The organism is Streptomyces sp. CB01580 (assembly GCF_001905795.1).
Taxonomy (GTDB): Bacteria; Actinomycetota; Actinomycetes; order Streptomycetales; family Streptomycetaceae; genus Streptomyces.
The window spans coordinates 148,013-171,811 of sequence record NZ_LIXJ01000007.1 but is presented as its reverse complement, the minus strand read 5'-3'; the positions used below and the strand labels follow the sequence as shown (position 1 = coordinate 171,811).

The following is a 23,799-nucleotide window of genomic DNA, read 5'->3' as shown; positions in this document are numbered from 1 at the left end:
GCATCGCCGATTCCGGCATCCGCACCCGCACCCGCACCCGCACCCGCACCCGCACCCGAGCGAGGTCACATGTTGAAACTTGAACAAGGTAGCTGCTACAGTCATTCTCGTTGAAGGTTAAACAACACCTCGATCGCCGCTCGCCCAGTCCCCCGAGGAGAAGCCATGGCCCTGTTCAGCCGCAAGAAGAACGACACCCTGTCCGCCACCGCCGCCGCCTCCCCCGACGTGGACCCGGCCCTGGCCGCCCTCACCGGCGAGTACACGATCGACCCGGCCCACAGCAGCATCGGCTTCACCGTGCGGCACGCCATGGTCACCAACGTGCGTGGCGCCTTCGGCGAGTACGAGGGCAAGCTGGACCTCGACGGTCACGACCCGGCCCGCTCCAGCGCCTCGATCGACGTCAAGATCGCCAGCATCGACACCGGCATCGCCGACCGCGACGGCCACCTGGTGAGCGGCGACTTCTTCGACGCCGAGAAGTTCCCGGTCATGACGTTCCGTTCCACGCACGCCGAGCAGCTGGGCGGCGACAAGTACCGCATCGCCGGCGACCTCACGATCAAGGACGTCACGCGTCCGCTCGCCATCGACCTGGAGTTCAACGGCTCCGCCACCGACGTCTACGGCAACGAGCGCGTCGGCTTCGAGGGCAGCACGGACATCCTGCGCTCCGACTGGGGCCTGACCTGGAACGCGGCGCTGGAGACCGGTGGCGTGATGGTCAGCGACAAGGTCAAGCTGAACTTCGACATCTCCGCGATCAAGGCCGCCCCTCAGGCCTGACGCCGCTGCCGCGTCCTTCTCCCCCTCGTGCTCCCCGCCCCCGGTCGGTCCGGGCCGGAGCACGACCACGAGCGCGCCCGCCTTCCCCCTACTCCCCCGCCAGGGCCGGAAGGCGGGCGCTCGGCATGCGTGGCGCCGGGCCGGTCACCGGTGGCCCGGCTCGTCGTCGCCGCCCCGCCGCCCACCGTCCCCGCCGTCCGGGGCTCTCCCGCCTTCCCCACCGGCCCCGCCGTCCTCTCCGTTCCCGGCGCCGGTGTCCATGTCGAGGCCGTCGGTGCCGAGTCCGTCGAGGTCGAAGCCGGTGCCCGTGTGGTCCTCGGACTGCCCCCCGACCGTCTGCTCCGACCAGATCACCTTGCCCGTCTCGGTGTAGCGCGTGCCCCAGCGTTCGGCGATCTGGGCGACGAGGAACAGGCCCCGGCCTCCCTCGTCCGTCGTCGCCGCGTAGCGCAGATGCGGCGAGGTGTTGCTGGTGTCGGACACCTCGCAGGTCAGGCTGCGGTCGTACAGGAGGCGGACCTCGATCGGTCCGGTGCCGTAACGCACCGCGTTGGTGACGAGTTCGCTCAGGATCAGCTCGGTGGTGAACGCCTCCTCGTCCAGGCCCCGGTCGGCGAGCCATTCGGCGACGTTCCTGCGGACCCCGGCCACGGCCGCCGGATCGGTGGCCACGTCCCACTGCGCGACCTGGTCGGGATCGAGGATGCGGGTACGGGCCACGAGCAGCGCGACATCGTCGGTCGGCGGGTCGGGCAGCATCGCTTCGAGCACGTCGTCGCAGGTCTCCTCCGGCGTGCGGTCGCGGCCGGCGAGCGCGTCGCGCAGCAGCTCCAGCCCGGCGTCGATGTCCCGGTCGCGGCGCTCGACGAGACCGTCGGTGAAGAGGACCAGCCGACTGCCCTCAGGCACGTGGAACTCGGTCGCCTCGAACGGCATCCCTCCGATGCCGAGGGGCAGACCGGCCGGGCCCTCGGGGAACTCGACGGTGCCGTCGGGGAGGACCAGCGCGGGGCCGGGGTGGCCGGCGCGGGCCACCGAGCAGTTCCCCGACACGGCGTCGTAGATCGCGTACAGGCAGGTCGCGCCGCTGACCTCGGCGCCGCAGTCGTCGGCCGCCCCGGCCAGGTCCATCCGGCCGACGACCTCGTCCAGGTGTCCGAGAAGCTCGTCGGGGGCCAGGTCCAGGGCGGAGAAGTTGTGGATGCTGGTCCGCAGCCGCCCCATGGTGGCGGCGGCGTGCAGACCGTGTCCGACCACGTCGCCGACGACCAGCGCGACCCTGGCTCCGGGCAGCGGGATCACGTCGAACCAGTCGCCGCCCACCTCGGCCCGCGCCGGCAGATAGCGGTGTGCGATCTCCAAGGCGTTCTGCTCGGGCAGGCCGCGGGGCAGCAGACTGCGCTGCAGCGCCACCGCCATCTCGTGCTCACGGGTGTACCGGCGGGCGTTGTCCACGTTGACCGCCGCCCGGGCGACCAGTTCCTCGGCGAAGGACTGGTCGTCGTCGTCGAACGGTTCGGCTCCGCCGAACCGCCAGAAGTTCGCCAGGCCCAGGATGACGCCGCGCGCGTGCAACGGTACGGAGAGCACCGCGCGGAACCCGAACCGGCGAAGGTTCTCGGCCCGTTCGGGATTCCAGTTCCGCCACCCCAGCCGGGCGATCACATCGGGCCCCAGCCCGCACTCCGCGATGTCGATGCGCATGGCCGCGGTCCTGCTGGGCAGCAGGCCGACCTGGTGGCCGACCGGATAGAGGGGCTGGCGCGGATCCGTGGACGCGATGGCGGTACGGCGCATGTCCAGCGGGACGGCGGCACCGATGGCGGTCTCCTCCCCGGGCGGTGGGGGGTCGGCGAGGTCGACGGTGGTGACGTCGGCGAATCCGGGGGTCGCGACATCGGCCAGCTCCTGGGCCGTCCGGGTGACGTCGAGAGTGGTGCCGATCCGGGCACCGGCCTCGTAGAGCAGCATCAGCCGCTCCCTGACGAGGGCCGCGCGGCCGGTGACGGCGCTCAGCTCCGTGGTGTCGCGCAGTGTCACCACGGAGCCGACGGGGCCGCCGTGCTCGTCGGTGTGGCGCACGTTGACGGCCAGCAGCCGGTTGCCGCTGCGCAGCACCTGGTCCGTGACGATCCCGCCGCCGGTGAGGAGCGCGGTGGCGTCCGCGTCCAGCCCCAGGTCCGCCACCGCCCTGCCCTCCGCATCCGGAGGCAGGTCGAGGAGCCTGCGCGCCTCGTCGTTCGACAGAGTGAGCCGCTGGTCGGCGTCGACGATCAGGACGCCTTCGCGTACGGCGTGCAGCACCGCGTCGTGGTGTTCGTACATACGGGTCATCTCGGCGGGTTCGAGCCCGTGCGTCTGCCGGCGCAGTCGTCTGCTGAGGAGGGCCGCGCCGAGCGTCGTGATCGCCGCCGTGGTGAGGGCGGTGGCGACGGCGAGCGGGACGTACCGGTCGGCCACGCTGTTCACCGACCGGTCGGTGAGCCCCACCGACACCACTCCGGCGACCGATCCGTCGGGCCGCACGACGGGCACCACCGAGTTGACCGAGGGGCCCCAGCGGTTCCGGATCAGCTGGGTGACGCTCCGGCCGGCCAGCGCCTCCTTGTACGGACCGACGAGCCGCTTCCCGATCTCCGAGGGGTTGGGGTGCGTGTAGCGGATGCCCTGGGGCGTGGCCACCACGACGTAGTCGACATGGGTCGACCTGCGGACCTCCTCCGCGCGCGGTTGCAGGTCGGCGCTGGGTTTCCCGCCGTCCAGCGCGGCCACGGTTCCGGGCGCCTGCGCGAATGTCTGGGCCACGCTGAGGGCGCGCGTCCGGGCCTCGTCCAGAGTGGCCCGGCGGCCCTGTGCGACCAGGGCGATCGCCCCTCCGACGACGAGCAGGAGGACGAGCACGAGCACGAGGCAGAAGACCTGGCCGGCCACGGTACGCACCGTGAACAGGGAACGCAGTTCGCGGACCGGGGAGCGGTCCGCCGCGTCCTCCCCGGGCGGCGGCGCGGGTGGGGCGGGGCCCGGGTGGCCCTCCTCGTGCTGATCCGGCCGCCGGACGGAGCGTCGCAGCCTCGCCCGGAATCGACCGATACCAGACATGGATCCAGGTCTAGCACGAATCACCCATATCCGAGAGGCCGTCCATCCGTGGGACGACCGGCGGTCCGGCGGCTCGGCCCTCGGAGGGACCGGCGACCGGCCACCTGGGAGATCCGGGCGGTCGGTCGTCCGGGGACCGGCGTCCGGCGGCTCAGAATCCGCCGCCGTCGAAGCCACCGCCTCCCCCGAAGTCGCCGCCCCCGCCGAAGTCCCCGCCGCCGAAGCCTCCGCCGTCGAACCCGGACGGGTCGAAGTCGGAGCCGGAGAAGTCCCCGCCGCCCCAGCCGCCGAAGTCGCCGCCGCCGTACTCCGCGGCGTACGCCGGGCTCGACAGCATGGAGCCGAGCACGGTGCCGACCAGCAGACCGGGGAGCAGTCCGCCGCCGAAGTAGCCGCCCGCCCAGGGGCCGTAGGCAGGGCCCGCCTCCCAGTACGGGCGGCGGCCGTCGTCCGTCTCGACGGTGCGGCTCAGCGGCTCCTCGCCCGCGCGCAACCGGGCCTCGTCCGCCGCGCAGACCGGAACCTCGCGGGCCGTCCCCCCGGAGGGGGACCACCGGACGTCGGTGACCGAGGGTCCGTGGCGCGGGTCGAAGAAACACGGCGGGCGCCGGACCGGCGGTTCGCGGCCGGTGCGACGGGCCTCCAGCACGGCGAGGGAGAAGCGGCCGTCCTCCAGAGCCCGCGTCACCGCGCGTACGTCGGAGGGGTGGCGGGACCGGGCCATGAGGACCTTCGCGGTCTCGTAGGAGTCGAGGGCCCGTTCGTAGTCGGCGCGCATGGCGTCGTCGGCACCCGGCTCGGCGGGGTGGAAGTCGAGGCGTTCCAGGGTCTCGCCGTACGCGGTGATGTCCTCGTCGACGACCACCCGGAGCTTGTCGAGGGCGGCCCGCTCCTCCTCCGCCCTGCGCCTGCGGCCCCGCCGGGCAACCAGGTAGGCCGTGCCGCCGCCCAGCACCAGGATCGCGCCGAGCACGATCAGTCCGGCGGCGGGGGGCCCGCCCCGCCCGGTGGAGCCGCCCCAGGAGGCGGGGGCGCTGCCCCTGGCCTGCTCGACGGCCCGGTCGACGAAGGCGTTCAGCTGGGTCGCGGCAGCGGTGTCCGTCCCGGGCGCCTTCACGGCGGTGGTGAGGTTCCGGACCGCCTGTGTGGGCATGACCTGCGGGTCGGCGCCCGCGGCGAACCCGTCGCCGAGGCGGACCGCGTAGACACCGGTGATGCCGGTGTCGGTGCGCAGGGTGGGCAGCACGGTCCGTTCCGGGAAGGCCGCGGTACGCGGCAGGACCGCCACGAACACGGGTTTGTCGGCGTCCTTGATCTTCCGCGCCAGGGCCGCCGCCTGGCTCGGGGAGAGCTGATCGGCGGCGGCCGGGTCGACGTACACCGGGCTCTTGCGCAGCGCCCGCGCGACGTCCTCGACGGTCGACGCGCCGACGGCCGCCCCGCGCCCCCGGTCCGACACGGCTGGGACGGACACGGCCGCCGGGACCATCGGGGCGGCCGGGGCGTGCGCCGTGGCGGGCAGCGTCGACGACAGCACCAGCAGGAGCAGCCCGGCCAGGTAGATCAGGAACGCCCTGTTCCGCATACTTCGACGCTAACCCGGGCGGGCGAACCGTGCTCCGCCGGCCGCCGCGCCACCTGCCACCGACCGCCCCGCCCAGCGCCGCCCGCCGCCGTGCCGCCGTGCTACTCCGTGGGCTCGATCCCGGCCCGCAGCAGCCCGTACGTGTACGCGTCCTCCAGCGCCTGCCAGGACGCCGCGATGACGTTCTCCGCCACGCCGACCGTCGCCCACTCGCCGTTGCCGTCGCTCGTGGTGATGAGGACGCGCGTGGTGGACTCCGTGCCGGTGCGGCCTTCGAGGATGCGGACCTTGTAGTCGACCAGTTCCAGCTTGGCCAGCTGCGGGTGGATCCGCTCCAGCGCCACGCGCAGCGCCCGGTCGAGGGCGTTGACCGGGCCGTTGCCCTCGGCGGTGGCGACGATCCGCTCGCCCTTGGCCCAGAGCTTCACGGTCGCCTCGTTGGCGTGCGTGCCGTCGGGGCGGTTCTCGACGATGGCCCGCCAGGATTCGGTGCGGAAGTAGCATCGGCGGCGGCCCTCGGCCTCGGCGCGCAGCAACAGTTCGAAGGACGCGTCGGCCGCCTCGTAGGTGTAGCCCCTCAGCTCGCGCTCCTTGACGCGCTCGACGACCCGGCCGACGAGTTCGCGGTCGCCGCCGAGGTCGATGCCGAGCTCCTTGCCCTTGAGCTCGATGGAGGCGCGGCCCGCCATGTCGGAGACCAGCATCCGCATGGTGTTGCCGACCAGCGCGGGGTCGATGTGCTGGTAGAGGTCCGGGTCGACCTTGATCGCGGAGGCGTGCAGCCCGGCCTTGTGGGCGAAGGCCGAGACGCCGACGTAGGGCTGGTGGGTGGACGGGGTGAGGTTGACGACCTCGGCGATCGCGTGCGAGACGCGGGTCATGTCGGCCAGCGCGCCCTCGGGCAGGACGGTCTTGCCGTACTTGAGTTCCAGCGCGGCGACGACGGGGAAGAGGTTGGCGTTGCCGACGCGCTCGCCGTAGCCGTTGGCGGTGCACTGGACGTGGGTGGCGCCCGCGTCGACGGCGGCCAGGGTGTTGGCGACGGCGCAGCCGGTGTCGTCCTGGGCGTGGATGCCGAGCCGGGCGCCGGTGTCGGCGAGCACGGTGGAGACGGTGGCCTGGACCTGGGCGGGGAGCATGCCGCCGTTGGTGTCGCAGAGGATGACGACGTCCGCGCCGGCCTCGGCTGCGGCGCGGACCACGGACTTGGCGTACTCGGGGTTGGCGCGGTAGCCGTCGAAGAAGTGCTCGCAGTCCACGAAGACCCGGCGGCCCTGTTCGCGCAGGTGGGAGACGGTGTCGCGGACCATCTCCAGGTTCTCTTCGAGGGTGGTGCGCAGGGCAAGTTCCACATGGCGGTCGTGGGACTTGGCGACCAGGGTGATCACCGGGGCGCCGGAGTCCAGGAGCGCCTTGACCTGGGGGTCCTCGGCGGCCCTGCCGCCCGGTCTGCGGGTCGCGCCGAAGGCGACCAGCTGGGCGTTCTTGAACTCGATCTCCTGCCGGGCGCGGGCGAAGAACTCGGTGTCACGGGGGTTGGCACCGGGCCAGCCGCCCTCGATGAAGCCGACGCCGAAGTCGTCCAGGTACCGGGCGATCGTGAGCTTGTCAGCGACCGTCAGATTGATGCCTTCACGCTGGGCCCCGTCGCGCAGCGTGGTGTCGAAGACATGGAAGCCGTCGTCGGTGGCCTGGGCCGTGGCCTTGGTGGTCATGCTGGTCTGACTCCTGTCGGATGAGTGGATCCGGACGATCTGGCTCCACTTGCCCCCATCATCCCGCGTGCCTCGCCCCGGCCGTGGTGAGGGCCGGAAAACGAAAAAACCCCTCGCGGGTGCGAGAGGTCTGCGCGCGGGTCTGGGGCACGGTGGCCGTGCCGCACGGGTGGTGCGGGACGGTCACTGCGGACCGGCGCGCCTGTTGCCAATAATCATGACGAACGAGGGCACGGAAGCAGTGTCGCACAGGGTCGCCTCCGTGCCGCGCCGTGTCTCAGGATGCGGGCGTGACGCTCGTGGTCCCGGCGGCTCCGGAGGGCTCGGCCCGCTTCCCTCCCGGCCTTCCGGTGCCGACCCGCCCGAGGTCGATGTCCCGGGTCTCCCGCATCGTGAGATAGACGACCAGGGAAACCGCGGCGCAGCCGGCCACGTACCAGTAGAAGCCGGACTCCGCCCCCGCCTTCTTGAACCAGAGGGCCACGTACTCGGCGGTGCCGCCGAAGAGCGCGTTGGCGAGGGCGTACGGGAGTGCGACGCCGAGGGCGCGGACGCCGGTCGGGAAGAGTTCGGCCTTCACACAGGCGTTGATGGAGGTGTATCCGGTGACGACGACCAGGGCGAGGAGCGCCAGCCCGAAGGCGGGCCAGAAGGTTCCGGCGTGCCGGAGCAGCGTCATGATCGGCACGGTCAGGAAGGTGGAGCCGATCGCGAAGGTGATCAGCAGCGGGCGGCGGCCGATCCGGTCGGAGAGCAGTCCGGCGAGCGGCTGGAGGCACATGAAGACGAAGAGGGCGCAGAAGCTGACGAGCGAGGCGGTGGACTTCTCCATCCCGGCGCTCCTGGAGAGGAACTTGGTCAGGTAGGTCGTGTACGTGTAGTAGGCGACGGTGCCGCCCATGGTCAGGGCCATCACCAGGAACGCCTCGCGCCTGTGCCGCCACAGCGCCCTCAGCGTGCCCCGGTCCCGCTGCTCGGCGGCGCCCGATTCGGCGTACACCTCGGTCTCCAGCATCGAGCGGCGCAGGTAGAAGACGACCGCGGCGCCGAGCGCGCCGATGATGAAGGGGATCCGCCAGCCCCAGCTGTGCAGGGCCGCCTCGGACATGGTGCGCTGCATGACGATCTGGAGGCCGAGGCCGACGAGTTGGCCGGCGGTCATGGACACGTACTGGAAGCTGGAGGCGAAGCCGCGCCGGCCGGGGGCGGACGCCTCGGTGAGATAGGTGGCGCTGGCGGCGTACTCGCCGCCGACGGAGAGGCCCTGGAGGAGCCGGGCCAGCAGCAGCACGGCGACCCCTCCGTATCCCGCGGTGTCGTATGTCGGCGCGGCGGCGATGAGGATCGCGGAGGCCGACATGAGGGTGACGGTCAGGGTGAGCGCGGCCTTGCGGCCTCTGCGGTCACCGATCCGGCCGAGCAGCCAGCCGCCGACCGGTCTCATGAAGAAGCCCACGGCGAAGATGCCCATGGTGTTCATGAGGTTGGCGGTCTCGTTGCCCTCGGGGAAGAACGAATCCGCGAAGTAGACGGCGAAGGTCGCGTACACGAACCAGTCGAACCACTCGACCATGTTGCCCGCGGAGCCGATCCAGATCTTCTTCCACTGCTCTCGTCCCATGGTCCGTCACCGTGCCCGAACGGCCGGGAGCGCAACAAGGGCGCAACGGGCAACGATCACACGTACTTACGTGCGTTTCGTTCACGAAGACGCGGGCGGCTGCGGGGCGATGAGTGTTTCGTCGATGAACTCGCGCACCTGGCCGATGACTTGAGTCCGTCCGGTACCGGGCAGACCGACCGCGACATGGACGCTGAACCCGTCGAGCAGGGCCCGCAGCCGGGTGGCGAACCGATCGGCGTCGACGGTACGGAACTCCCCGCGCGAGGCCCCCTCCGCGAGCAGCGCCACCAGGTCCCGGTGCCAGGCGCCCTCGATGGCGGACTGCCGGGCGCGGGCGTCGTCGTCGGCGTTCTGCGAGCGGTTCCAGACCTCCAGCCAGAGCGTCCAGTGCGGGTCGCGGGGGCCGTCGGGGAGATACAGGCCCAGGTACGCGTCGAGCCGTTCGCGTACTGCCCCGGGCCCGGCCAGCAGGGTGCGCCGCCGCTCGCCGAGCCGGCCCTCGCTCCACTCCAGGGTGCGGAGCAGCAGTTCGTCCTTGGTGCGGAAGTAGTAGAGGAGATGGCCGCTGCTCATGCCGACCTCGCGGCCCAGCCCGGCCATGGTGAGGCCGTCGAGGCCCCGTTCGGCGATGGTGGCCATGGCGGCGGCCAGCACCTCCTCGCGGGGCGGGGCGGTGTTGCGACGGCGTGGGGCGGAGGGCACGGTTGGGACCTTCGGCTGCTGTTGTCGGGTGGCCTCGGACGTCGGGACCCTCGGCCGCTGTGGTGGCCCGGCTCCCGGAGCCCGTCGGGTGACCTTCGACCGGAAGGTCACCCGGGCAGGCTCTCAGACCTTCGGCTGCTGCTGGGTGATGCAGTGGATGCCTCCACCGCCCGCGAAGATCGTACGCGCGTCGACGAGGGCGACCGTGCGGTCGGGGAACAGTTCACGGAAGATCGCCGCCGCCTCCTCGTCGCGCGGGTCGTCGAAGGCGCACAGGACCACGCCGCCGTTGCAGAGGTAGTGGTTGATGTAGGAGTAGTCGACCCACTCCCCCTCGGCCTCGAGCACGGTGGGGGCGGGCACCTCCACGACGTCCAGGGAACGCCCCCGGGCGTCGGTGGCGGCGCGCAGGATGCGGACGGTCTCGCGGGTGATCTCGTGGTCGGGGTGGGCCGGGTCCGGCTGGACGTGGACGACGACGGTGCCCGGGCGGGCGAAGGCGGCGACGATGTCGACGTGCCCGAGGGTGCCGTACGTGCCGTAGTCGCCGGACAGTCCGCGCGGCAGCCAGATGGCCTTCTCGGTGCCGAGCCGGGCGTGGATCTCGGCCTCGACCTGCTCGCGGGTCCAGCCGGGGTTGCGCTCCGGGCCGAGCTGGACGGTCTCGGTGAGCAGCACGGTGCCCTCGCCGTCGACGTGGAGGGCGCCGCCCTCGTTGACGAGCGGGGAGCCGTGCACGGGGACGTCGGCGAGTGAGGCGACGGCGCGGGCGATGTGCTGGTCGTGCTCCCAGCGGGCCCAGTCCTGGGCACCCCAGCCGTTGAACGTCCAGTCGACGGCGGCCAGTCGGTGCCCGTCGGTGACGAAGGTGGGTCCGATGTCGCGCATCCAGGCGTCGTCGAGCGGGCGGACCACCAGGTCGATGTCCGGGCCGAGGAGCGCGCGGGCGCCGTCCTCCTGACCGGGGCCGACCACCATCGTGACGGGTTCGAAGCGGCGGACGGCGCGGGCGACGGCGGCCCAGGCGCGCCGGGCCTCGTCCAGTTCGGCCTCGGTGTCGAAGGTGGGGTTGGGGCCCGGCCAGGCCATCCAGGTGCGCTCGTGCGGGGCCCACTCGGGGGGCATGCGGAAGGTCATGGAGTGTCCTTGAGTGATTCTCGGGTGCTCGGGGAGGCGGGTCGCCGGAGGGCGCCCGGCCGTCGGACGGCGCCGAACGCCGGGGAGCACCGGGCGTGCGGCGGACGCCGGGCTCCGGGGGTGCGGGGCGTCAGAGGAAGTAGAGGCGGTTGAGGGAGACGGACTCGGCGGGCTCGGAACGCAGCGGGTCGCCGTCCAGCGTGACCAGGCCGCTGCGGGTGTCCACGTCGACCGCTCCGGTACGGGAGTTGTGGACGAGGTCGCCGGGGCCGATGCCGCGGGTGCCGCGTACGCCGACGCGGCGCCGTCGGGTGGGCATCAGGTCCGCGCCCAGCTCGGTCGCCGCCTGCGAGACGAAGGCCACGGAGAGATCGGCGGCGGTCGCCCCGTACGCCCCGAACTGCGGTCCGAGGACGAGGGGTTCGCAGGTGTCGGTGGCGGCGTTCGGGTCGCCCGTGACCCCGTACGCCGGGAATCCGGCCTTCAGCACGAGCTGCGGTTTGGCACCGAAGAACTCGGGCCGCCACAGCACGATGTCGGCGAGCTTCCCGGTCTCGATGGAGCCGACCTCGTGCGCGAGACCGTGGGCGATGGCGGGGTTGATGGTGAGCTTGGCGATGTAGCGCAGCACCCGGGCGTTGTCGTCCGCCGGTCCGTCGCCGTCCAGCGGTCCGCGCTCGGCCTTCATCTTCCCGGCCATCGCGAAGGTGCGGCGCACCGTCTCCCCGGCACGTCCCATGCCCTGCGCATCGGAGGAGGTGATGCCGATGGCGCCCAGGTCGTGCAGCACGTCCTCGGCGCCCATCGTCCCAGCCCGGATCCGGTCGCGGGCCATGGCGGCGTCGCCCGGCAGATCGGTCTTGAGGTCGTGCACGGAGACGATCATCCCGTAGTGCTCGGCGACGGCGTCCCGGCCGAAGGGCAATGTCGGGTTGGTGGACGAGCCGATGACGTTCTCGACGCCCGCCATCCGCAGGACGTTGGGGACGTGTCCGCCGCCGCAGCCCTCGATGTGGAAGGCGTGGACGGTACGGCCTTCGAGCACCCGCAGGGTGTCCTCGACCGACAGGCACTCGTTCAGCCCGTCGCTGTGCAGGGCGACCTGTACGTCGTGCTCCTCGGCCACCCGCAGCGCGGTGTCCAGGGCGCGGGCGTGGGCGCCCATGTCCTCGTGGACCTTGAAGCCGCAGGCCCCGCCCTCGGCGAGCGCCTCGACCAGGGGGGCGCGTCCGGAGGACGAACCCCGGCCCAGGAAGCCGATGTTGACCGGCCAGGCGTCGAAGGCGTTGAATGCGTGGCGCAGCGCCCAGGGCGAGTTGACGCCGACGCCCCAGACCGGGCCGAACTCCTGACCGATGATCGTGGTGACGCCCGAGGCGAGCGAGGCCTCCATGATCCGTGGCGAGAGCAGGTGGACGTGCGTGTCGACGGCGCCCGCCGTGGCGATCATCCCCTCCCCGGAGACGATGGTGGTGCCGGTGCCCACGACGACGTCGACGCCGTCGAGGGTGTCCGGGTTGCCCGCCCGCCCGATGGCCGCGATGCGTCCCTCGCGGATGCCGATCGACACCTTGCGGATGCCCTGCACGGCGTCGATGACCAGGACGTTGCTGATGACGACGTCACAGGTGTCGCGGACGGCCGCCGCCTTGAGGTGCAGCCCGTCGCGGGCGGTCTTGCCGAACCCGGCGAGGAACTCGTCGCCGTACGCCTGGGCGTCGGACTCGACGCGCACGGTCAGCCCGGAGTCGCCGAGCCGGACCAGGTCCCCGGCGCGCGGGCCGTGCACGGAGGCGTACTCGTGTCCGTCGATTCCGTCGATGCTCATCGCCGCCCTCCTCGTTCGGTGCCGTGTCCGGATTCCGCCGCGCCGTCCGGCTCCGGCGTCGGTACGTCCTCCCGTTCGGGCACCGGGCCGGCGCCCAGGTAGCCGCAGGCCGCCGCGCGCCGCAGGGCCTCCTCGCGCGCTCCGGGCGCGTCGAGCGGGCCGTCGACGAGCCCGGCGAACCCGATGGCGATCCGGTCCCCGCCGATGGGCACCAGCCCCACCTCGACGCTCTCCCCCGGACCGAACCGGACCGAGGACCCGGCGGGGACGCACAGCCGCGTCCCGTAGGCGGCGGACCGGTCGAAGTCGAGCCGGGGGTTCGCCTCGAAGAAGTGGAAGTGCGAGGTCACGGAGACCGGGACGGTCGCGGTGTTGCGGACGGTCAGTCGCGTCGCGGGCTCGGGCCCGGGGGTGACAGGACCGGGAACGACGGCCCCGGGCGCGTCCTCGCCGAGTCCGACGCCGTCGCCCAGCGGGCGGGGCACCACGGCGAGCCGCGAACCGTCGTCGAAGACGGCCTCCACGTGGACCTCGGTGACGACGTCCGCGACACCCGGCAGCACGTCGTCGGGCCCGAGCACGGAGCGCCCCGCCTCGATGGCCTCGGCGAGCCTGCGCCCGTCGCGGGCCGCCTCGCAGACCGTGTCCGCGATCAGTGCCGTCGCCTCGGGGACGTTGAGCCGCAGCCCTCGGGCGCGGCGGGCCCGGGCCAGTTCGGCGGCACCGAACAGCAGCAGCCGGTCCCGTTCCGTCGGGGTCAGTCGCACGCCTGCACACCTCCTGTTTAGAGCAGCACTCTAACCATGAGGGCAGGGAAATGGGAAAGATGCCTTCACCACATTCGAGTGCTGCTCGATAGGTCCCGGCGACGGGCGGAGCTGCGGTCGGTGCGACGGGCGGACACGACGAAGGCCGCGCCCGGCATGGAGCCGGGCGCGGCCTCGGGGCCGTACGCGATCGGGAACGCCTCACAGGACGCCCGCGCCGCAGAACATGGCGCGAACGCAGCGTCGCCCTTCCGAAGGGCGACGCTGCGTTCGAAAAAACGCACTAGTGCCGCTCCCGGCACTAGCCGAGCGGGTGCATCCAGCCGTGGGTGTCCTCGGCGACCCCGCGCTGGATGTCCAGCAGCCGCTCACGCAGCTTCAGCGTGACCTCGCCGGGGCCGCCGTCGCCCTGGGGCCACTCGCCGCCCTCGCACTTGACGGTGCCGACGGGAGTGATGACGGCGGCGGTTCCGCAGGCGAAGACCTCCGTGAGGGTGCCGTTCCCGGTGTCCTCGCGCCACTGGTCGATGGAGACGCGGCCTTCCTCGGACTCGTAGCCGAGGTCGCGGGCGACCGTGAGCAGCGAGTCACGGGTGACGCCGGCCAGCAGCGAACCGGTCAGGGTCGGGGTGACGATCTTGTTCCCGTACACGAAGTACAGGTTCATGCCACCGAGCTCCTCGACCCACTTGTGCTCGACCGCGTCGAGGTAGGCGACCTGGTCGCAGCCCTTCTCGCTCGCCTCGGCCTGGGCGAGGAGGGAGGCGGCGTAGTTGCCGCCGGTCTTGGCGTCGCCCATGCCGCCGGGGACGGCCCGCACCCGGTTCTCGGAGAGCCAGATGGAGACCGGCTTGACGCCGCCGGGGAAGTAGGCACCGGCCGGGGACGCGATGACGACGAAGAGGTACTCGTTGGCGGGCTTCACCCCGAGACCGACCTCGCTCGCGATCATGAACGGGCGCAGGTAGAGCGACTCCTCGCCGCCGTGTGCCGGAACCCATGCCTTGTCCTGCTGGACCAGCAGGTCGCACGCCTCGATGAACGTCTCGACCGGCAGCTCCGGCATGGCCAGCCGGCGCGCCGACGCCTGGAACCGCCGGGCGTTCGCGTCGGGGCGGAACGTGGCGACGGAGCCGTCGGGCCGACGATACGCCTTGAGCCCCTCGAAGATCTCCTGGGCGTAGTGGAGCACGGTGGTGGCGGGGTCGAGGGAGAGCGGACCGTAGGGGACGAGCTGGCCGTCGTGCCAGCCCCGGCCCTCGGTCCACCGGATCGTCACCATGTGGTCGGTGAAGTACCGGCCGAATCCCGGCTTGGCCAGAATGGCCTCGCGCTCCGCGTCGGACAGCGGGTTCGAGGAGGGCTTGAGCTCGATCGTGGGCGTCGTCATGAGTGCGTGTCCTTCACCTGTCGTGTGTGTGGGACCGCACTCGCGCCGCTCCTGCCGGGCGGGCCCCGGGACGTCCGGATCCGGACCGACCCGCACACGAAGGGTGGGCGGCACGGGTCCCGGTGCGCCTCTACGCCGTGGTGTCGCCCCTCAGCATGGTCGTGAATCGGCCATGTGCGGTCCGTCACCCGGCAGCCGCGCGCCTCGGTTCCCGCTCCGTTTTCCACCCTTCATGTGCCGGTCCGTCCGGCCGCGAGTCGCGGCCCCGTTCGATTATCGCTCCCGGGAGGCCGCGCACGAAATGACGCGAATGCGGTCCTGTGCTCGGTGGTGGCACCCGGGACCGCACAGAAGAAGCCGCCGGGTGCTGTCTGCGACCCGGCGGCCTCTATACGGAGTCGTCGGGTCAGCTCGCTACGCGTACCGCGAGCGCGTCGCCGATCTGGTCGGTGGTACGGGGCGAACCGCCGTCGCGCTCCGCCAGGTCGGCGGAGACGGCGTCCTCGATACGGGCGGCCTCGGCCTCGTGTCCGAGGTGGCGCAGCAGGAGGGCGACGGAGAGGATCGTGGCCGTCGGGTCGGCCTTGCCCTGGCCCGCGATGTCGGGCGCGGAGCCGTGGACCGGTTCGAACATCGACGGGAAGTCGCCCGTCGGGTTGATGTTGCCGGAGGCGGCCAGGCCGATGCCACCGGTCACGGCGGCGGCGAGGTCGGTGAGGATGTCGCCGAAGAGGTTGTCGGTGACGATGACGTCGAAGCGCTCCGGCTGGGTGACGAAGAAGATCGTCGCGGCGTCGACGTGCAGGTAGTCGGTGGTGACCTCGGGGTACTCGACCGCGACCTTGTCGAAGATGTTCTTCCACATGTGGCCCGCGTACACGAGGACGTTGTTCTTGTGAACGAGCGTCAGCTTCTTGCGCGGGCGGGCGGCGGCCCGCTCGAACGCGTCACGGACGACGCGCTCGACACCGTAGGCGGTGTTGACGCTGACCTCGGTGGCGACCTCGTGCTCCGTACCGGTGCGCAGCGAGCCGCCGTTGCCGGTGTACGGGCCCTCGGTGCCCTCGCGGACCACGACGAAGTCGATGTCCGGACGGCCCGCCAGCGGGGTCGCGGTGTTCGGGAACAGCTTCGACGGACGCAGGTTGACGAAGTGGTCGAAGGCGAACCGCAGCTTCAGCAGGAGCCCGCGCTCCAGGACGCCGGACGGCACGGAGGGGTCCCCGATCGCGCCGAGCAGGATGGCGTCGTGGCCCTTGAGGGCTTCGAGTTCCGCGTCCGGCAGGGTTTCGCCGGTGCGGTGCCAGCGCCGGGCGCCGAGGTCGTACTCCTTGGTCTCCAGCTTCACATCCTGCGGGAGAACGGCCCTGAGGACCTTGAGGCCCTGGGCCACGACCTCCTGGCCGATGCCGTCACCGGGGATCACTGCGAGATTGATGCTGCGAGACATGTCCGCACCCTACTGCGCGTCCCACCCCATGACACGACGCGTCCACCATGTGGACGCGTCGGTAGCCGTCACGCGGTCGGGGACCCGGCTGTTCTCAGTGACCCGTGGAGCCGCCGTTGTCCCTGCGGTCGAGGGCGCGCTGGAGGGCGGCGGCGGCGTTCCGGCGCTCCGACTCGGTCGGGCGGTGGGTGTGACGGACGCGGCGGGCGGTCGTCTCGGCCATGATGGATCGACTCCTTGAGATCGCGAGGACTTCGAGATCGAAAAACCGTGAACGTGATGTCGAGATCGGGATTTCGAGGCGCCGGAAGGGGCGGGGAGTCGGCGCCGCAGGGGTTGCCTGCGCGGGGCGCGCGCACTCACGACCGCCGGTCGCTGGATCGAGCGAGACGTTCGGCTCCTACAAAGCTAGGACAGCTCGGCCGGTCTGTCTCCACAATTACTCGGACTTCCTACTATCTGAGACGGAGAACACTCCGCCCGCCCACAGCCGCCGGCCCGCGTGCCCCGCCGGCCCTCGCCGTCACCGGCCGCGCCTCACCGGCCTTCCCGCCCCACCGGCCCGCGTGCCTCACCGGCCTTCCCGCCCCACCGGCCCGCGTGCCTCACCGGCCTTCCCGCCCCTCCGGCCCGCCCCGGCTCACAGCACGTCGCCGTCGCGCCAGTCGAAGACCAGCGCCCCGGGATCGGCGGACAGATCCCCGGGACCGGCGGGCGGGACGTCGGGGCGGCCTGCGGTCAGGTCCCCGGGGGGAACGGGCAGCGCCCCGCCCGCCACGCCCCTGACGTACGTGGAACCCTCCTCGTCCGGCAGCCGCTCGATCCCGTGCGACCCCTGCACGGCGATCCGTCCGGGCCACACCCACCAGCCGCGCCCGGCGTACATCGCGGCGCCCTCCTCCGAGGCGGAGAGGGCCGCGAAGGCGTACGCCCTGTCCACGACCTGTTCCAGGGCGGCCATCACCCGCCCGCCGAGCCCCTCCCGGCGCCGGTCGGCGCGGACCGCGACGGCCTCCACATAGCCGATCCGGTACGAGCGGCCCGCCAGGACCACCCGGCGCTGGCCCACGCTGCCGTGGGCGAGGATTCCGCTGTCGTCACGGATGTACGCGTGGATGCCGCCGAGGGTGTGGTCCCAGTCCTCGTCGCTGAAGTCGCCCTCGAAGGCGGTGTCCAGGAAGGCCCGGAGCTCGTCGAGGGCGGCCGGGGCGAGCTGATGGGTGTGCGCGGTACGCAGGGCGGGGGCAGTCGGCTCGGTCATGGTCGTCAGCCTGCCACGCGGAGAACCCGACGGGCGCCGAATAAGCCCCCCGCCCCGCGAGAGCCGCGCACGAGCACCGCCCCGTCGTCCACCGGACACTGACCGACGGTACGCACACGATCTGTCCGGCCGCACCCTGGTCCGGACCACCGTCCGCCCGTCACACTGCCCGCATGTCCGACATCACAGCCCCGCCCAGGCCCTGGGCCCCCGTCCACGGCGAGCCCTACCGCCCCGTCCCCTACCGGCCCGAACGCATGCCGGCGGACGAATCCCTCACCCGCGCCGCGGAGTTGAGGCGGCGGATGGACGAACGCAGGACCGTGCGCCGGTTCTCGGCGGATCCCGTCCCCGAGCAGGTCCTCAAGGACGCGATCGCCTGCGCCGCCACCGCCCCGTCCGGCGCCCATCAGCAGCCGTGGACCTTCGTCCTGGTCAAGGACCCGGAGGTACGGCACCGCATCCGCGAGGCGGCGGAGAACGAGGAGCGGATCAGTTACGACGGCAGGCTCGGCGAGGAGTGGCTGGCGGCGCTGCGCCCGCTCGGCACGGACGCCGTCAAGTCCCACATGACGGACGCCCCGGCGCTCGTCGTGGTGTTCCAGCAGCGGTACTGGCTGGGCGAGGACGGTACCAAGCGCAAGCACTACTACGTCGACGAGTCGGTCGGCATCGCCGTCGGCATGCTGCTGTCCGCGCTGCATCTGTCGGGTCTGGCCGCGCTGGTCCACACGCCGAGCCCGATGCGGTTCCTGGGCGAGGTACTGGGCCGGCCGGAGAACGAGAAGGCGTTCGCGGTGATCCCGGTCGGCTATCCGGCCGACGACTGCGAGGTGCCCGACCTGGTCCGCAAGTCGATGGACCAGGTGCTCGTGGAGGTCTGAGCCCGCGTGCCCTTGCAGACCCCGGGCCGCGACGGACCCGGCGCGCGAGGGGGCGCGATGGAAGCCGCCTCCCGGCCGGCAGGGGAACCGGTCGGGAGGCGGAGTTCGGGCGGGGCGCCGGTGGGGCGGCGCCCCGCGAGGGCGTCGCCCCCCGGCGGGGGCGACGCGAGGGATATCAGCCCTGGTGGGGGTAGGTGTACTCGGTCGGCGGGACCAGCGTCTCCTTGATGGCCCGGGTCAGGGTCCAGCGCTGGAGGTTCTGCGGGGCGCCCGCCTTGTCGTTGGTGCCCGAGGCGCGGCCGCCGCCGAAGGGCTGCTGGCCGACCACGGCACCGGTCGACTTGTCGTTGATGTAGAAGTTGCCCGCGGCGTACCGCAGCTTCTCCATCGTGTACGCGGCCGCGGTGCGGTCGCCCGCGATGACGGAACCGGTCAGCGCGTAGTCGGAGACCGACTCCATCTGCTCCAGCATCGCGTCGTACTGGTCGTCCTCGTAGACGTGCACGGCGAGGATCGGGCCGAAGTACTCGGTCGTGAAGACCTCGTTCTCCGCGTCGGTGCACTCGATGACGGTCGGGCGGACGAAGTAGCCGACCGAGTCGTCGTACGTGCCGCCCGCGATGATCATGCAGGACGGGTCGGCCGCGGCACGGTCGATGGCCGCCTTGTTCTTGGCGAACGAGCGCTCGTCGATGACGGCACCGATGAAGTTCGACAGGTCGGTGACGTCGCCCATGGTGATGGAGTCGACCTCGGCCGCGAACTTCTCCTTGAAACCGGAGTTCCAGATGGAGGCCGGAATGTACGCGCGGGAGGAGGCCGAGCACTTCTGGCCCTGGAACTCGAAGGAGCCCCGGGTCAGCGCGGTCTTCAGGACGGCGTGGTCGGCCGACGGGTGGGCGACGACGAAGTCCTTGCCACCGGTCTCGCCGACGAGCCGCGGGTAGGTGCGGTAGTTGGCGATGTTGTTGCCGACCGTCCGCCACAGGTGCTGGAAGGTGGGGGTGGAGCCGGTGAAGTGGATACCGGCCAGGTCACGGTGGTTCAGGGCCACCTCGGAGACGGCGAGGCCGTCGCCCGTCACCAGGTTGATGACGCCCTTGGGCAGGCCCGCCTCCTCCAGGAGCCGCATCAGCAGCACGGCGGCGTGGGTCTGCGTCGGGGACGGCTTCCACACCACGACGTTGCCCATGAGGGCCGGGGCGGTGGGCAGGTTGCCCGCGATGGCCGTGAAGTTGAACGGCGTGATCGCGTAGACGAAGCCCTCCAGCGGGCGGTGGTCCATGCGGTTCCACACGCCCGGGGAGTTGGCCGGGGGCTGCTCGGCGAGGATCTGGCGCGCGTAGTGCACGTTGAAGCGCCAGAAGTCGACGAGCTCGCAGGGGGTGTCGATCTCCGCCTGCTGGGCGGTCTTGGACTGGCCGAGCATCGTGGAGGCGGCCATCGTCTCGCGCCAGGGGCCGGCGAGCAGCTCGGCGGCGCGCAGGATGATCGCGGCACGGTCGTCGAAGGAGGTCGCCCGCCAGGCCGGGGCGGCGGCCAGCGCGGCGTCGATCGCGTCCTGCGCGTCCTGCTCCGTGGCGTTGGCGTACGTGCCGATGACGGCCTTGTGGTTGTGGGGCTGCACGACGTCGAAGCGCTCACCGCCGCCCATCCGCTTCTCGCCTCCGATCGTCATCGGAAGCTCGATCGGGTTCTGGCCGAGCTCCTTGAGCTTCGTCTCCAGGCGGGTGCGCTCCGGGGAGCCCGGGGCGTAGGTGTGGACCGGCTCGTTGACCGGCGCGGGGACCTGAGTCACAGCGTCCATGAGTGCCTTGTCTCCTCGTGTCGGGGTTCGGGGTCGGGGGTCGGCCGAGCGGGTCAGCTCTTGGTGAGGACGGAGCGGCCGAAGAACAGCAGGTTCGCCGGCTTCTCCGCGAGACGGCGCATGAAGTAGCCGTACCAGTCGGTTCCGTACGCGGTGTACACACGCATGCGGTGGCCCTCGGCGGCGAGCCGGATGTGCTCCTCGCTGCGAATGCCGTACAGCATCTGGAACTCGTACTCGTCCAGTTTGCGCCCTGCCTTGCGGCCCAGCTCCTGAGCGATGGCGATCAGCCGGGGGTCGTGCGACCCGATCATCGGGTAGCCCTCGCCCTCCATCAGGGTCCTCAGGATGCGGACGTACGCCTTGTCGGTCTCGGCCTTGTCCTGGTACGCGACGGAGGCGGGCTCCTTGTAGGCACCCTTCACGAGGCGGACCCGGCTGCCGGCGGCGGCCAGGCGGCGGGCGTCCTCCTCGGTGCGGAACAGGTACGCCTGGATCACGCAGCCGGTCTGCGGGAAGTCCTTCCGCAGCTCCTCGTGGATGGCGAACATGGAGTCGAGGGTGGTGTGGTCCTCCGCGTCCAGGGTGACCGTGGTGCCGATCGCGGCGGCGGCCTCGACGACCGGGCGGACGTTGGCGAGCGCCAGCTCGTGGCCGCCGTCCAGGGACTGCCCGAACATGGACAGCTTCACGGACATCTCGGCCCGGGTGCCCAGCTCCAGGTCCTTGAGACGGTCGATCAGCTCCAGGTAGGCATCACGGGCGGCGGCGGCCTGCTCGGGGGTGGTGATGTCCTCGCCCACCACGTCGAGGGTGACTTCGAGGCCCTTGTCGGCGGCGTCCCTGATGATCGGGACGACCTGGTCGACGGTCTCACCGGCGATGAACCGGTCGACGACCTGCTTGGTGCCGGGCGCGGCCGAGATGAAACGGCGCATCTTGTCGCTGCGGGACGCGGCGAGAATCACGGGACCCAGCACGGGGCACCTCCACGGAAAGTACGAACGAAGGCCGTACCGGTGCGGAGGGAAACGCGGCGGTACAGCACGGAGAACCACCGTGAAATCTAAGGATCGCTCCGATCCTGGGCCATCGACAGCTGTCACGCATCCGTTGCCCAGATCTCAGACATATGTCTGAAGGGGTGCGAGAATGGTCGGGTGAAGCGCGATTACCAGGAGCTGGTCGACGAGATCTCCGGACTGCTCGGCGCCCCCGCCACGCTGGAGAACCGCGATTTCGGCCTGGTCGCCTTCGGGGCCCACGACAGCGACGACGACACGGCGATGGATCCGGTCCGCACCCGCTCGATCCTGACCAGGCGCTCCACACCCGCCGTCCGTGCCTGGTTCGAGGGCTTCGGCATCACCCGCGCCACGGGCCCGGTCCGCATTCCGCCCGCTCCGGAGGCCGGGGTGTTCCGCGGCCGGATCTGTCTGCCCGTACGCCATCGGGGGGTGGTCCTCGGGTACGTGTGGCTGCTCGACGCGGACCCCGGTCCGACCGAGGAGCGGCTGGCGGCGGCGATGGACGTGGCGGCCCGGATCGGGGTGCTGCTCTCGGAGGAGGCGCGGGCCGGCACGGACCTGTCGCGGGAGTTCGGCGCGGTCCTCACCGCCGGGCCGGGCTGGCAGCGCGACATGGCGTTGGCCGCGCTGCGCGAGTCGCTGGGCCGGGACGCGGAGGAGCTTCACACGGTGGTGTGCGTGTCGCCGTGGCCGGGCGAGGCACCGTCGGTCGGTACGGTGCCGTCGGCGGCGGCGCTCTCCTCGGTCGCGGCGCCCGGACCGGGCGGTCCGCCCTCGCTGGCGGCGCTGGTCCGGCTGCGTTCCGCCGACTCCCTCGACCCGGCCCGCACCGCCGCCGGGCGGCTGTGCTCGACCGCCGGACGGGGCGCCACCGCCGGGATCGCGGCGGCCCGCCGGGGCCTGACGGATCTCGCGGTGTCCTGGCACGAGGCATCGGCGGCGGCCCGCGCGGCGGCGGCCGAGTCCCGCTTCGGGACGGTCACCGAGTGGTCGGCGATCGGCCCGTACCGGATGCTGACGGCGCTCCCTGCGGAGTCGGCCGCGGACCCGGCGGTCCGCGGCCTGCTCGCCCCCGCGCACGCGGACCTGGCCCGCACCGCCGAGGTGTTCCTCGACTGCGCGGGCCAGGCGTCGCGGACGGCCGCTGCGCTCGGCATCCACCGCCAGACGCTCTACTACCGGCTCTCCCGCGTCCACCAGCTCACCGGCCTCGACCTGAACGACGGCGAGGACCGGCTGCTGCTGCACATGGCCCTCAAGGGCGCCCGGCTCTGAGCGGCGAGGTGCGGGACACGAAAAGGGACACAAGAAGGGCAGGGCACGAGGCTCGAAGACGGCCGGCGGCACGGGGATGCCGAGCCGCCGTCGCGCGAACACGGCCGAGCACGGGTCACCGGGCCGTGGGGACGCGAGGCCGGCCCTCGCTCCCCGTCAGCGGTCGTCGTCCGGAGCCGTGACCGGGCGGTCGCTGACGAGAGCCGCGATCACCAGCGGGGCGTCGCCGTCGCTGTGGCCCACGGTCACCGCGGCCCAGCGGCCCGTACCGCCCACCGGGCCCCACACCACCAGGTCGCCGTAGAGGTCCTGCCGGAACAGCGCCTCGAACAGCGGATCCACCCGGGCGCCCTCCTGCCGTCGCAGCAGCGGCACATGGAGCCCAACCGCGTGATGCGGGCCCCAACGATGGTCCAATTCCGCGGCCAGGGCGGCGAGGTGGGCCTCCGCCGCCTCCTGCGCGTCGTTCCACTCGGGGGCGTACACCCCGGTCAGCGCATCGCCCTCCCACAGCGGGACGACGCGGAAGCCGTCTCCGCCGGTGCCGGTCCACTCCCCCGTCTCCGGATCGCCCTCGGCCACCACGGGCCCGGACCCCGGCAGCGGGGCCGTCAGCAGCGCCTCGACGTCGGCCAGCGCCCGGGCGAGGGCGAAGGGCTCCCCTGCGCGGCAGGTCACAGCACCGCCCGGTCCATCGGACGGGGCAGCGGATCCAGCGCACCGGCGTCGCGCAGCCGCTCGTAGGCCGCCACCACCTCGGCGGTCACGTCCGCGCCCGCGTCCGCGATGCGCAACAGCACGCCGCCTCCGGGCAGTTCCTCCCGGACGGCCTTCAGGTCGCCGGGCACGAGGGCGGCGCGCCCCGGGGAGAGGTAGCCGGCCCGGCCCACCACGGGGTCGCCGACGGAGTACCCGGCGTCGTCCTCCAGCGCGTCGAGCACGTCGTCGTCACTCACGTCGCCGAAGTCCGGCTCCCACTCCCGGGCGAGGACGGCGAGGAGTTCCGCCCCCGGGACCTCGGCACCGTCCGGCACCTGGAGCGTCATCACGAACGACTGGAGCAGGAACTCCGGTGCGCCCCCGGCCAGTCCGCTCAGCTCGGTCCGCAGACCGGGCGCGTCCGTGCGGTGCAGCCGCAGCGCCGTGCCCGTGAGATCGGACCAGCCCTCGGCCGCCTGCGCCACGCGCAGGGCGCCGAGCAGCGCCCCCTCGTCCGCGGGCAGTTCGGTCTCCGGGCCGGTCCCATGCACCTGCCGCCACGGGCCCGCCCCGGTGGCGCCGCCCTGTGGCACCGCCCCGGGGAGCAGTGCCGTGATCCCGTCCAGCGTCCGCTTCCAGCGTCCGGCGAGCGCCTCGGCCGACTCGGGCCGGGGCCCCCAGAAGGCCCGCACTACACGTCGCATGCACTTTCCTCCGTCGAGCTTCGTCCTCGGGCGCGGCGGGCGGTCCCGGCCGAAC

Annotated in this window: 19 protein-coding genes; 3 read left to right on the top strand and 16 right to left on the bottom strand. The window is 72.2% G+C overall.

The features are described 5' to 3' along the window. The first annotated feature begins 165 nt into the window (after positions 1–165). Positions 166–789 carry a YceI family protein gene (locus AMK22_RS13550; protein ID WP_073784749.1) on the top strand — a complete coding sequence of 208 codons (624 nt, stop codon included), beginning with the start codon at positions 166–168 and terminating at the stop codon, positions 787–789. 144 nt (positions 790–933) lie between these two features. On the opposite strand, the gene AMK22_RS13545 is transcribed toward AMK22_RS13550, so the two are convergent. The 12 genes from AMK22_RS13545 to AMK22_RS13495 form a co-directional block, all read right to left on the bottom strand. Next, the gene (locus AMK22_RS13545; RefSeq protein WP_073784747.1) at positions 934–3,888 is read right to left on the bottom strand and encodes a SpoIIE family protein phosphatase; all 2,955 of its coding nucleotides are present in this window, start codon (positions 3,886–3,888) and stop codon (positions 934–936) included. 151 nt (positions 3,889–4,039) lie between these two features. Next, on the bottom strand, positions 4,040–5,473 hold the full coding sequence (locus tag AMK22_RS13540; RefSeq protein ID WP_073784745.1) for a hypothetical protein: 1,434 nt from the start codon (positions 5,471–5,473) through the stop codon (positions 4,040–4,042). Positions 5,474–5,574: 101 nt separating this feature from the next. Then, positions 5,575–7,188 (bottom strand): citramalate synthase, encoded by a 1,614-nt coding sequence (gene cimA / locus AMK22_RS13535; RefSeq protein ID WP_073784743.1) that lies wholly within the window; start codon positions 7,186–7,188, stop codon positions 5,575–5,577. 277 nt (positions 7,189–7,465) lie between these two features. Further along, a complete protein-coding gene (locus tag AMK22_RS13530) occupies positions 7,466–8,809 on the bottom strand; it encodes an MFS transporter (protein WP_073784741.1) in 1,344 nt (447 codons plus the stop codon). A gap of 81 nt (positions 8,810–8,890) precedes the next feature. Next, a complete protein-coding gene (locus tag AMK22_RS13525) occupies positions 8,891–9,514 on the bottom strand; it encodes a TetR/AcrR family transcriptional regulator (protein WP_073784739.1) in 624 nt (207 codons plus the stop codon). 123 nt (positions 9,515–9,637) lie between these two features. Then, a complete protein-coding gene (locus AMK22_RS13520) occupies positions 9,638–10,651 on the bottom strand; it encodes an agmatine deiminase family protein (RefSeq protein WP_073784737.1) in 1,014 nt (337 codons plus the stop codon). A gap of 130 nt (positions 10,652–10,781) precedes the next feature. Further along, entirely contained in the window at positions 10,782–12,479 is a 1,698-nt protein-coding gene (locus tag AMK22_RS13515; protein WP_073784735.1) for an urease subunit alpha, read from the bottom strand. After that, positions 12,476–13,246, bottom strand: coding sequence for an urease subunit gamma (gene ureA / locus AMK22_RS13510; protein WP_079186135.1), 771 nt, complete (start codon positions 13,244–13,246; stop codon positions 12,476–12,478). Before ureA ends, AMK22_RS13515 begins: the two co-directional genes overlap by 4 nt. Before the next feature lie 301 nt (positions 13,247–13,547). Then, positions 13,548–14,636 (bottom strand): branched-chain amino acid aminotransferase, encoded by a 1,089-nt coding sequence (locus AMK22_RS13505; protein ID WP_073784733.1) that lies wholly within the window; start codon positions 14,634–14,636, stop codon positions 13,548–13,550. 406 nt (positions 14,637–15,042) lie between these two features. Then, positions 15,043–16,086, bottom strand: a complete 1,044-nt coding sequence (locus tag AMK22_RS13500) for a 3-isopropylmalate dehydrogenase (RefSeq protein WP_073784731.1) — start codon at positions 16,084–16,086, stop codon at positions 15,043–15,045. A 94-nt stretch (positions 16,087–16,180) separates the two neighbouring features. After that, the gene (locus AMK22_RS41765) at positions 16,181–16,309 is read right to left on the bottom strand and encodes a hypothetical protein (protein ID WP_274535421.1); all 129 of its coding nucleotides are present in this window, start codon (positions 16,307–16,309) and stop codon (positions 16,181–16,183) included. A gap of 417 nt (positions 16,310–16,726) precedes the next feature. After that, positions 16,727–17,347, bottom strand: coding sequence for a GNAT family N-acetyltransferase (locus AMK22_RS13495; RefSeq protein ID WP_073784730.1), 621 nt, complete (start codon positions 17,345–17,347; stop codon positions 16,727–16,729). Positions 17,348–17,520: 173 nt separating this feature from the next. Between AMK22_RS13495 and AMK22_RS13490 the strand changes: the two genes are divergently transcribed. Then, on the top strand, positions 17,521–18,231 hold the full coding sequence (locus AMK22_RS13490; protein ID WP_073784728.1) for a nitroreductase family protein: 711 nt from the start codon (positions 17,521–17,523) through the stop codon (positions 18,229–18,231). Between the two features lie 175 nt (positions 18,232–18,406). Here AMK22_RS13490 and pruA read toward each other — a convergent pair whose 3' ends face one another. Together pruA and AMK22_RS13480 are read right to left on the bottom strand one after the other, a co-directional pair. After that, complete coding sequence (pruA, locus tag AMK22_RS13485) at positions 18,407–20,038, bottom strand: L-glutamate gamma-semialdehyde dehydrogenase (RefSeq protein ID WP_073784726.1); 1,632 nt, start codon at positions 20,036–20,038, stop codon at positions 18,407–18,409. A 53-nt stretch (positions 20,039–20,091) separates the two neighbouring features. Then, the gene (locus AMK22_RS13480) at positions 20,092–21,018 is read right to left on the bottom strand and encodes a proline dehydrogenase family protein (protein ID WP_073784724.1); all 927 of its coding nucleotides are present in this window, start codon (positions 21,016–21,018) and stop codon (positions 20,092–20,094) included. Between the two features lie 180 nt (positions 21,019–21,198). Between AMK22_RS13480 and AMK22_RS13475 the strand changes: the two genes are divergently transcribed. After that, a complete protein-coding gene (locus tag AMK22_RS13475) occupies positions 21,199–22,341 on the top strand; it encodes a PucR family transcriptional regulator (protein WP_073784722.1) in 1,143 nt (380 codons plus the stop codon). Between the two features lie 156 nt (positions 22,342–22,497). Here AMK22_RS13475 and AMK22_RS13470 read toward each other — a convergent pair whose 3' ends face one another. Beyond that, positions 22,498–23,019, bottom strand: coding sequence for a hypothetical protein (locus AMK22_RS13470; protein ID WP_073784720.1), 522 nt, complete (start codon positions 23,017–23,019; stop codon positions 22,498–22,500). After that, positions 23,016–23,744, bottom strand: a complete 729-nt coding sequence (locus tag AMK22_RS13465) for a hypothetical protein (protein ID WP_073784718.1) — start codon at positions 23,742–23,744, stop codon at positions 23,016–23,018. Before AMK22_RS13465 ends, AMK22_RS13470 begins: the two co-directional genes overlap by 4 nt. Positions 23,745–23,799: the final 55 nt, after the last annotated feature.

What these genes read in the sequence shown, in the direction of transcription:
- AMK22_RS13550 (WP_073784749.1), top strand. Translation starts at nt 166, where the DNA reads ATGGCCCTGTTCAGCCGCAAGAAGAACGACACCCTGTCCGCCACCGCC.
- AMK22_RS13545 (WP_073784747.1), bottom strand. Translation starts at nt 3,888, where the DNA reads ATGTCTGGTATCGGTCGATTCCGGGCGAGGCTGCGACGCTCCGTCCGG.
- AMK22_RS13540 (WP_073784745.1), bottom strand. Translation starts at nt 5,473, where the DNA reads ATGCGGAACAGGGCGTTCCTGATCTACCTGGCCGGGCTGCTCCTGCTG.
- cimA (WP_073784743.1), bottom strand. Translation starts at nt 7,188, where the DNA reads ATGACCACCAAGGCCACGGCCCAGGCCACCGACGACGGCTTCCATGTC.
- AMK22_RS13530 (WP_073784741.1), bottom strand. Translation starts at nt 8,809, where the DNA reads ATGGGACGAGAGCAGTGGAAGAAGATCTGGATCGGCTCCGCGGGCAAC.
- AMK22_RS13520 (WP_073784737.1), bottom strand. Translation starts at nt 10,651, where the DNA reads ATGACCTTCCGCATGCCCCCCGAGTGGGCCCCGCACGAGCGCACCTGG.
- AMK22_RS13515 (WP_073784735.1), bottom strand. Translation starts at nt 12,479, where the DNA reads ATGAGCATCGACGGAATCGACGGACACGAGTACGCCTCCGTGCACGGC.
- AMK22_RS13505 (WP_073784733.1), bottom strand. Translation starts at nt 14,636, where the DNA reads ATGACGACGCCCACGATCGAGCTCAAGCCCTCCTCGAACCCGCTGTCC.
- AMK22_RS13500 (WP_073784731.1), bottom strand. Translation starts at nt 16,086, where the DNA reads ATGTCTCGCAGCATCAATCTCGCAGTGATCCCCGGTGACGGCATCGGC.
- AMK22_RS41765 (WP_274535421.1), bottom strand. Translation starts at nt 16,309, where the DNA reads ATGGCCGAGACGACCGCCCGCCGCGTCCGTCACACCCACCGCCCGACC.
- AMK22_RS13495 (WP_073784730.1), bottom strand. Translation starts at nt 17,347, where the DNA reads ATGACCGAGCCGACTGCCCCCGCCCTGCGTACCGCGCACACCCATCAG.
- AMK22_RS13490 (WP_073784728.1), top strand. Translation starts at nt 17,521, where the DNA reads ATGTCCGACATCACAGCCCCGCCCAGGCCCTGGGCCCCCGTCCACGGC.
- pruA (WP_073784726.1), bottom strand. Translation starts at nt 20,038, where the DNA reads ATGGACGCTGTGACTCAGGTCCCCGCGCCGGTCAACGAGCCGGTCCAC.
- AMK22_RS13465 (WP_073784718.1), bottom strand. Translation starts at nt 23,744, where the DNA reads ATGCGACGTGTAGTGCGGGCCTTCTGGGGGCCCCGGCCCGAGTCGGCC.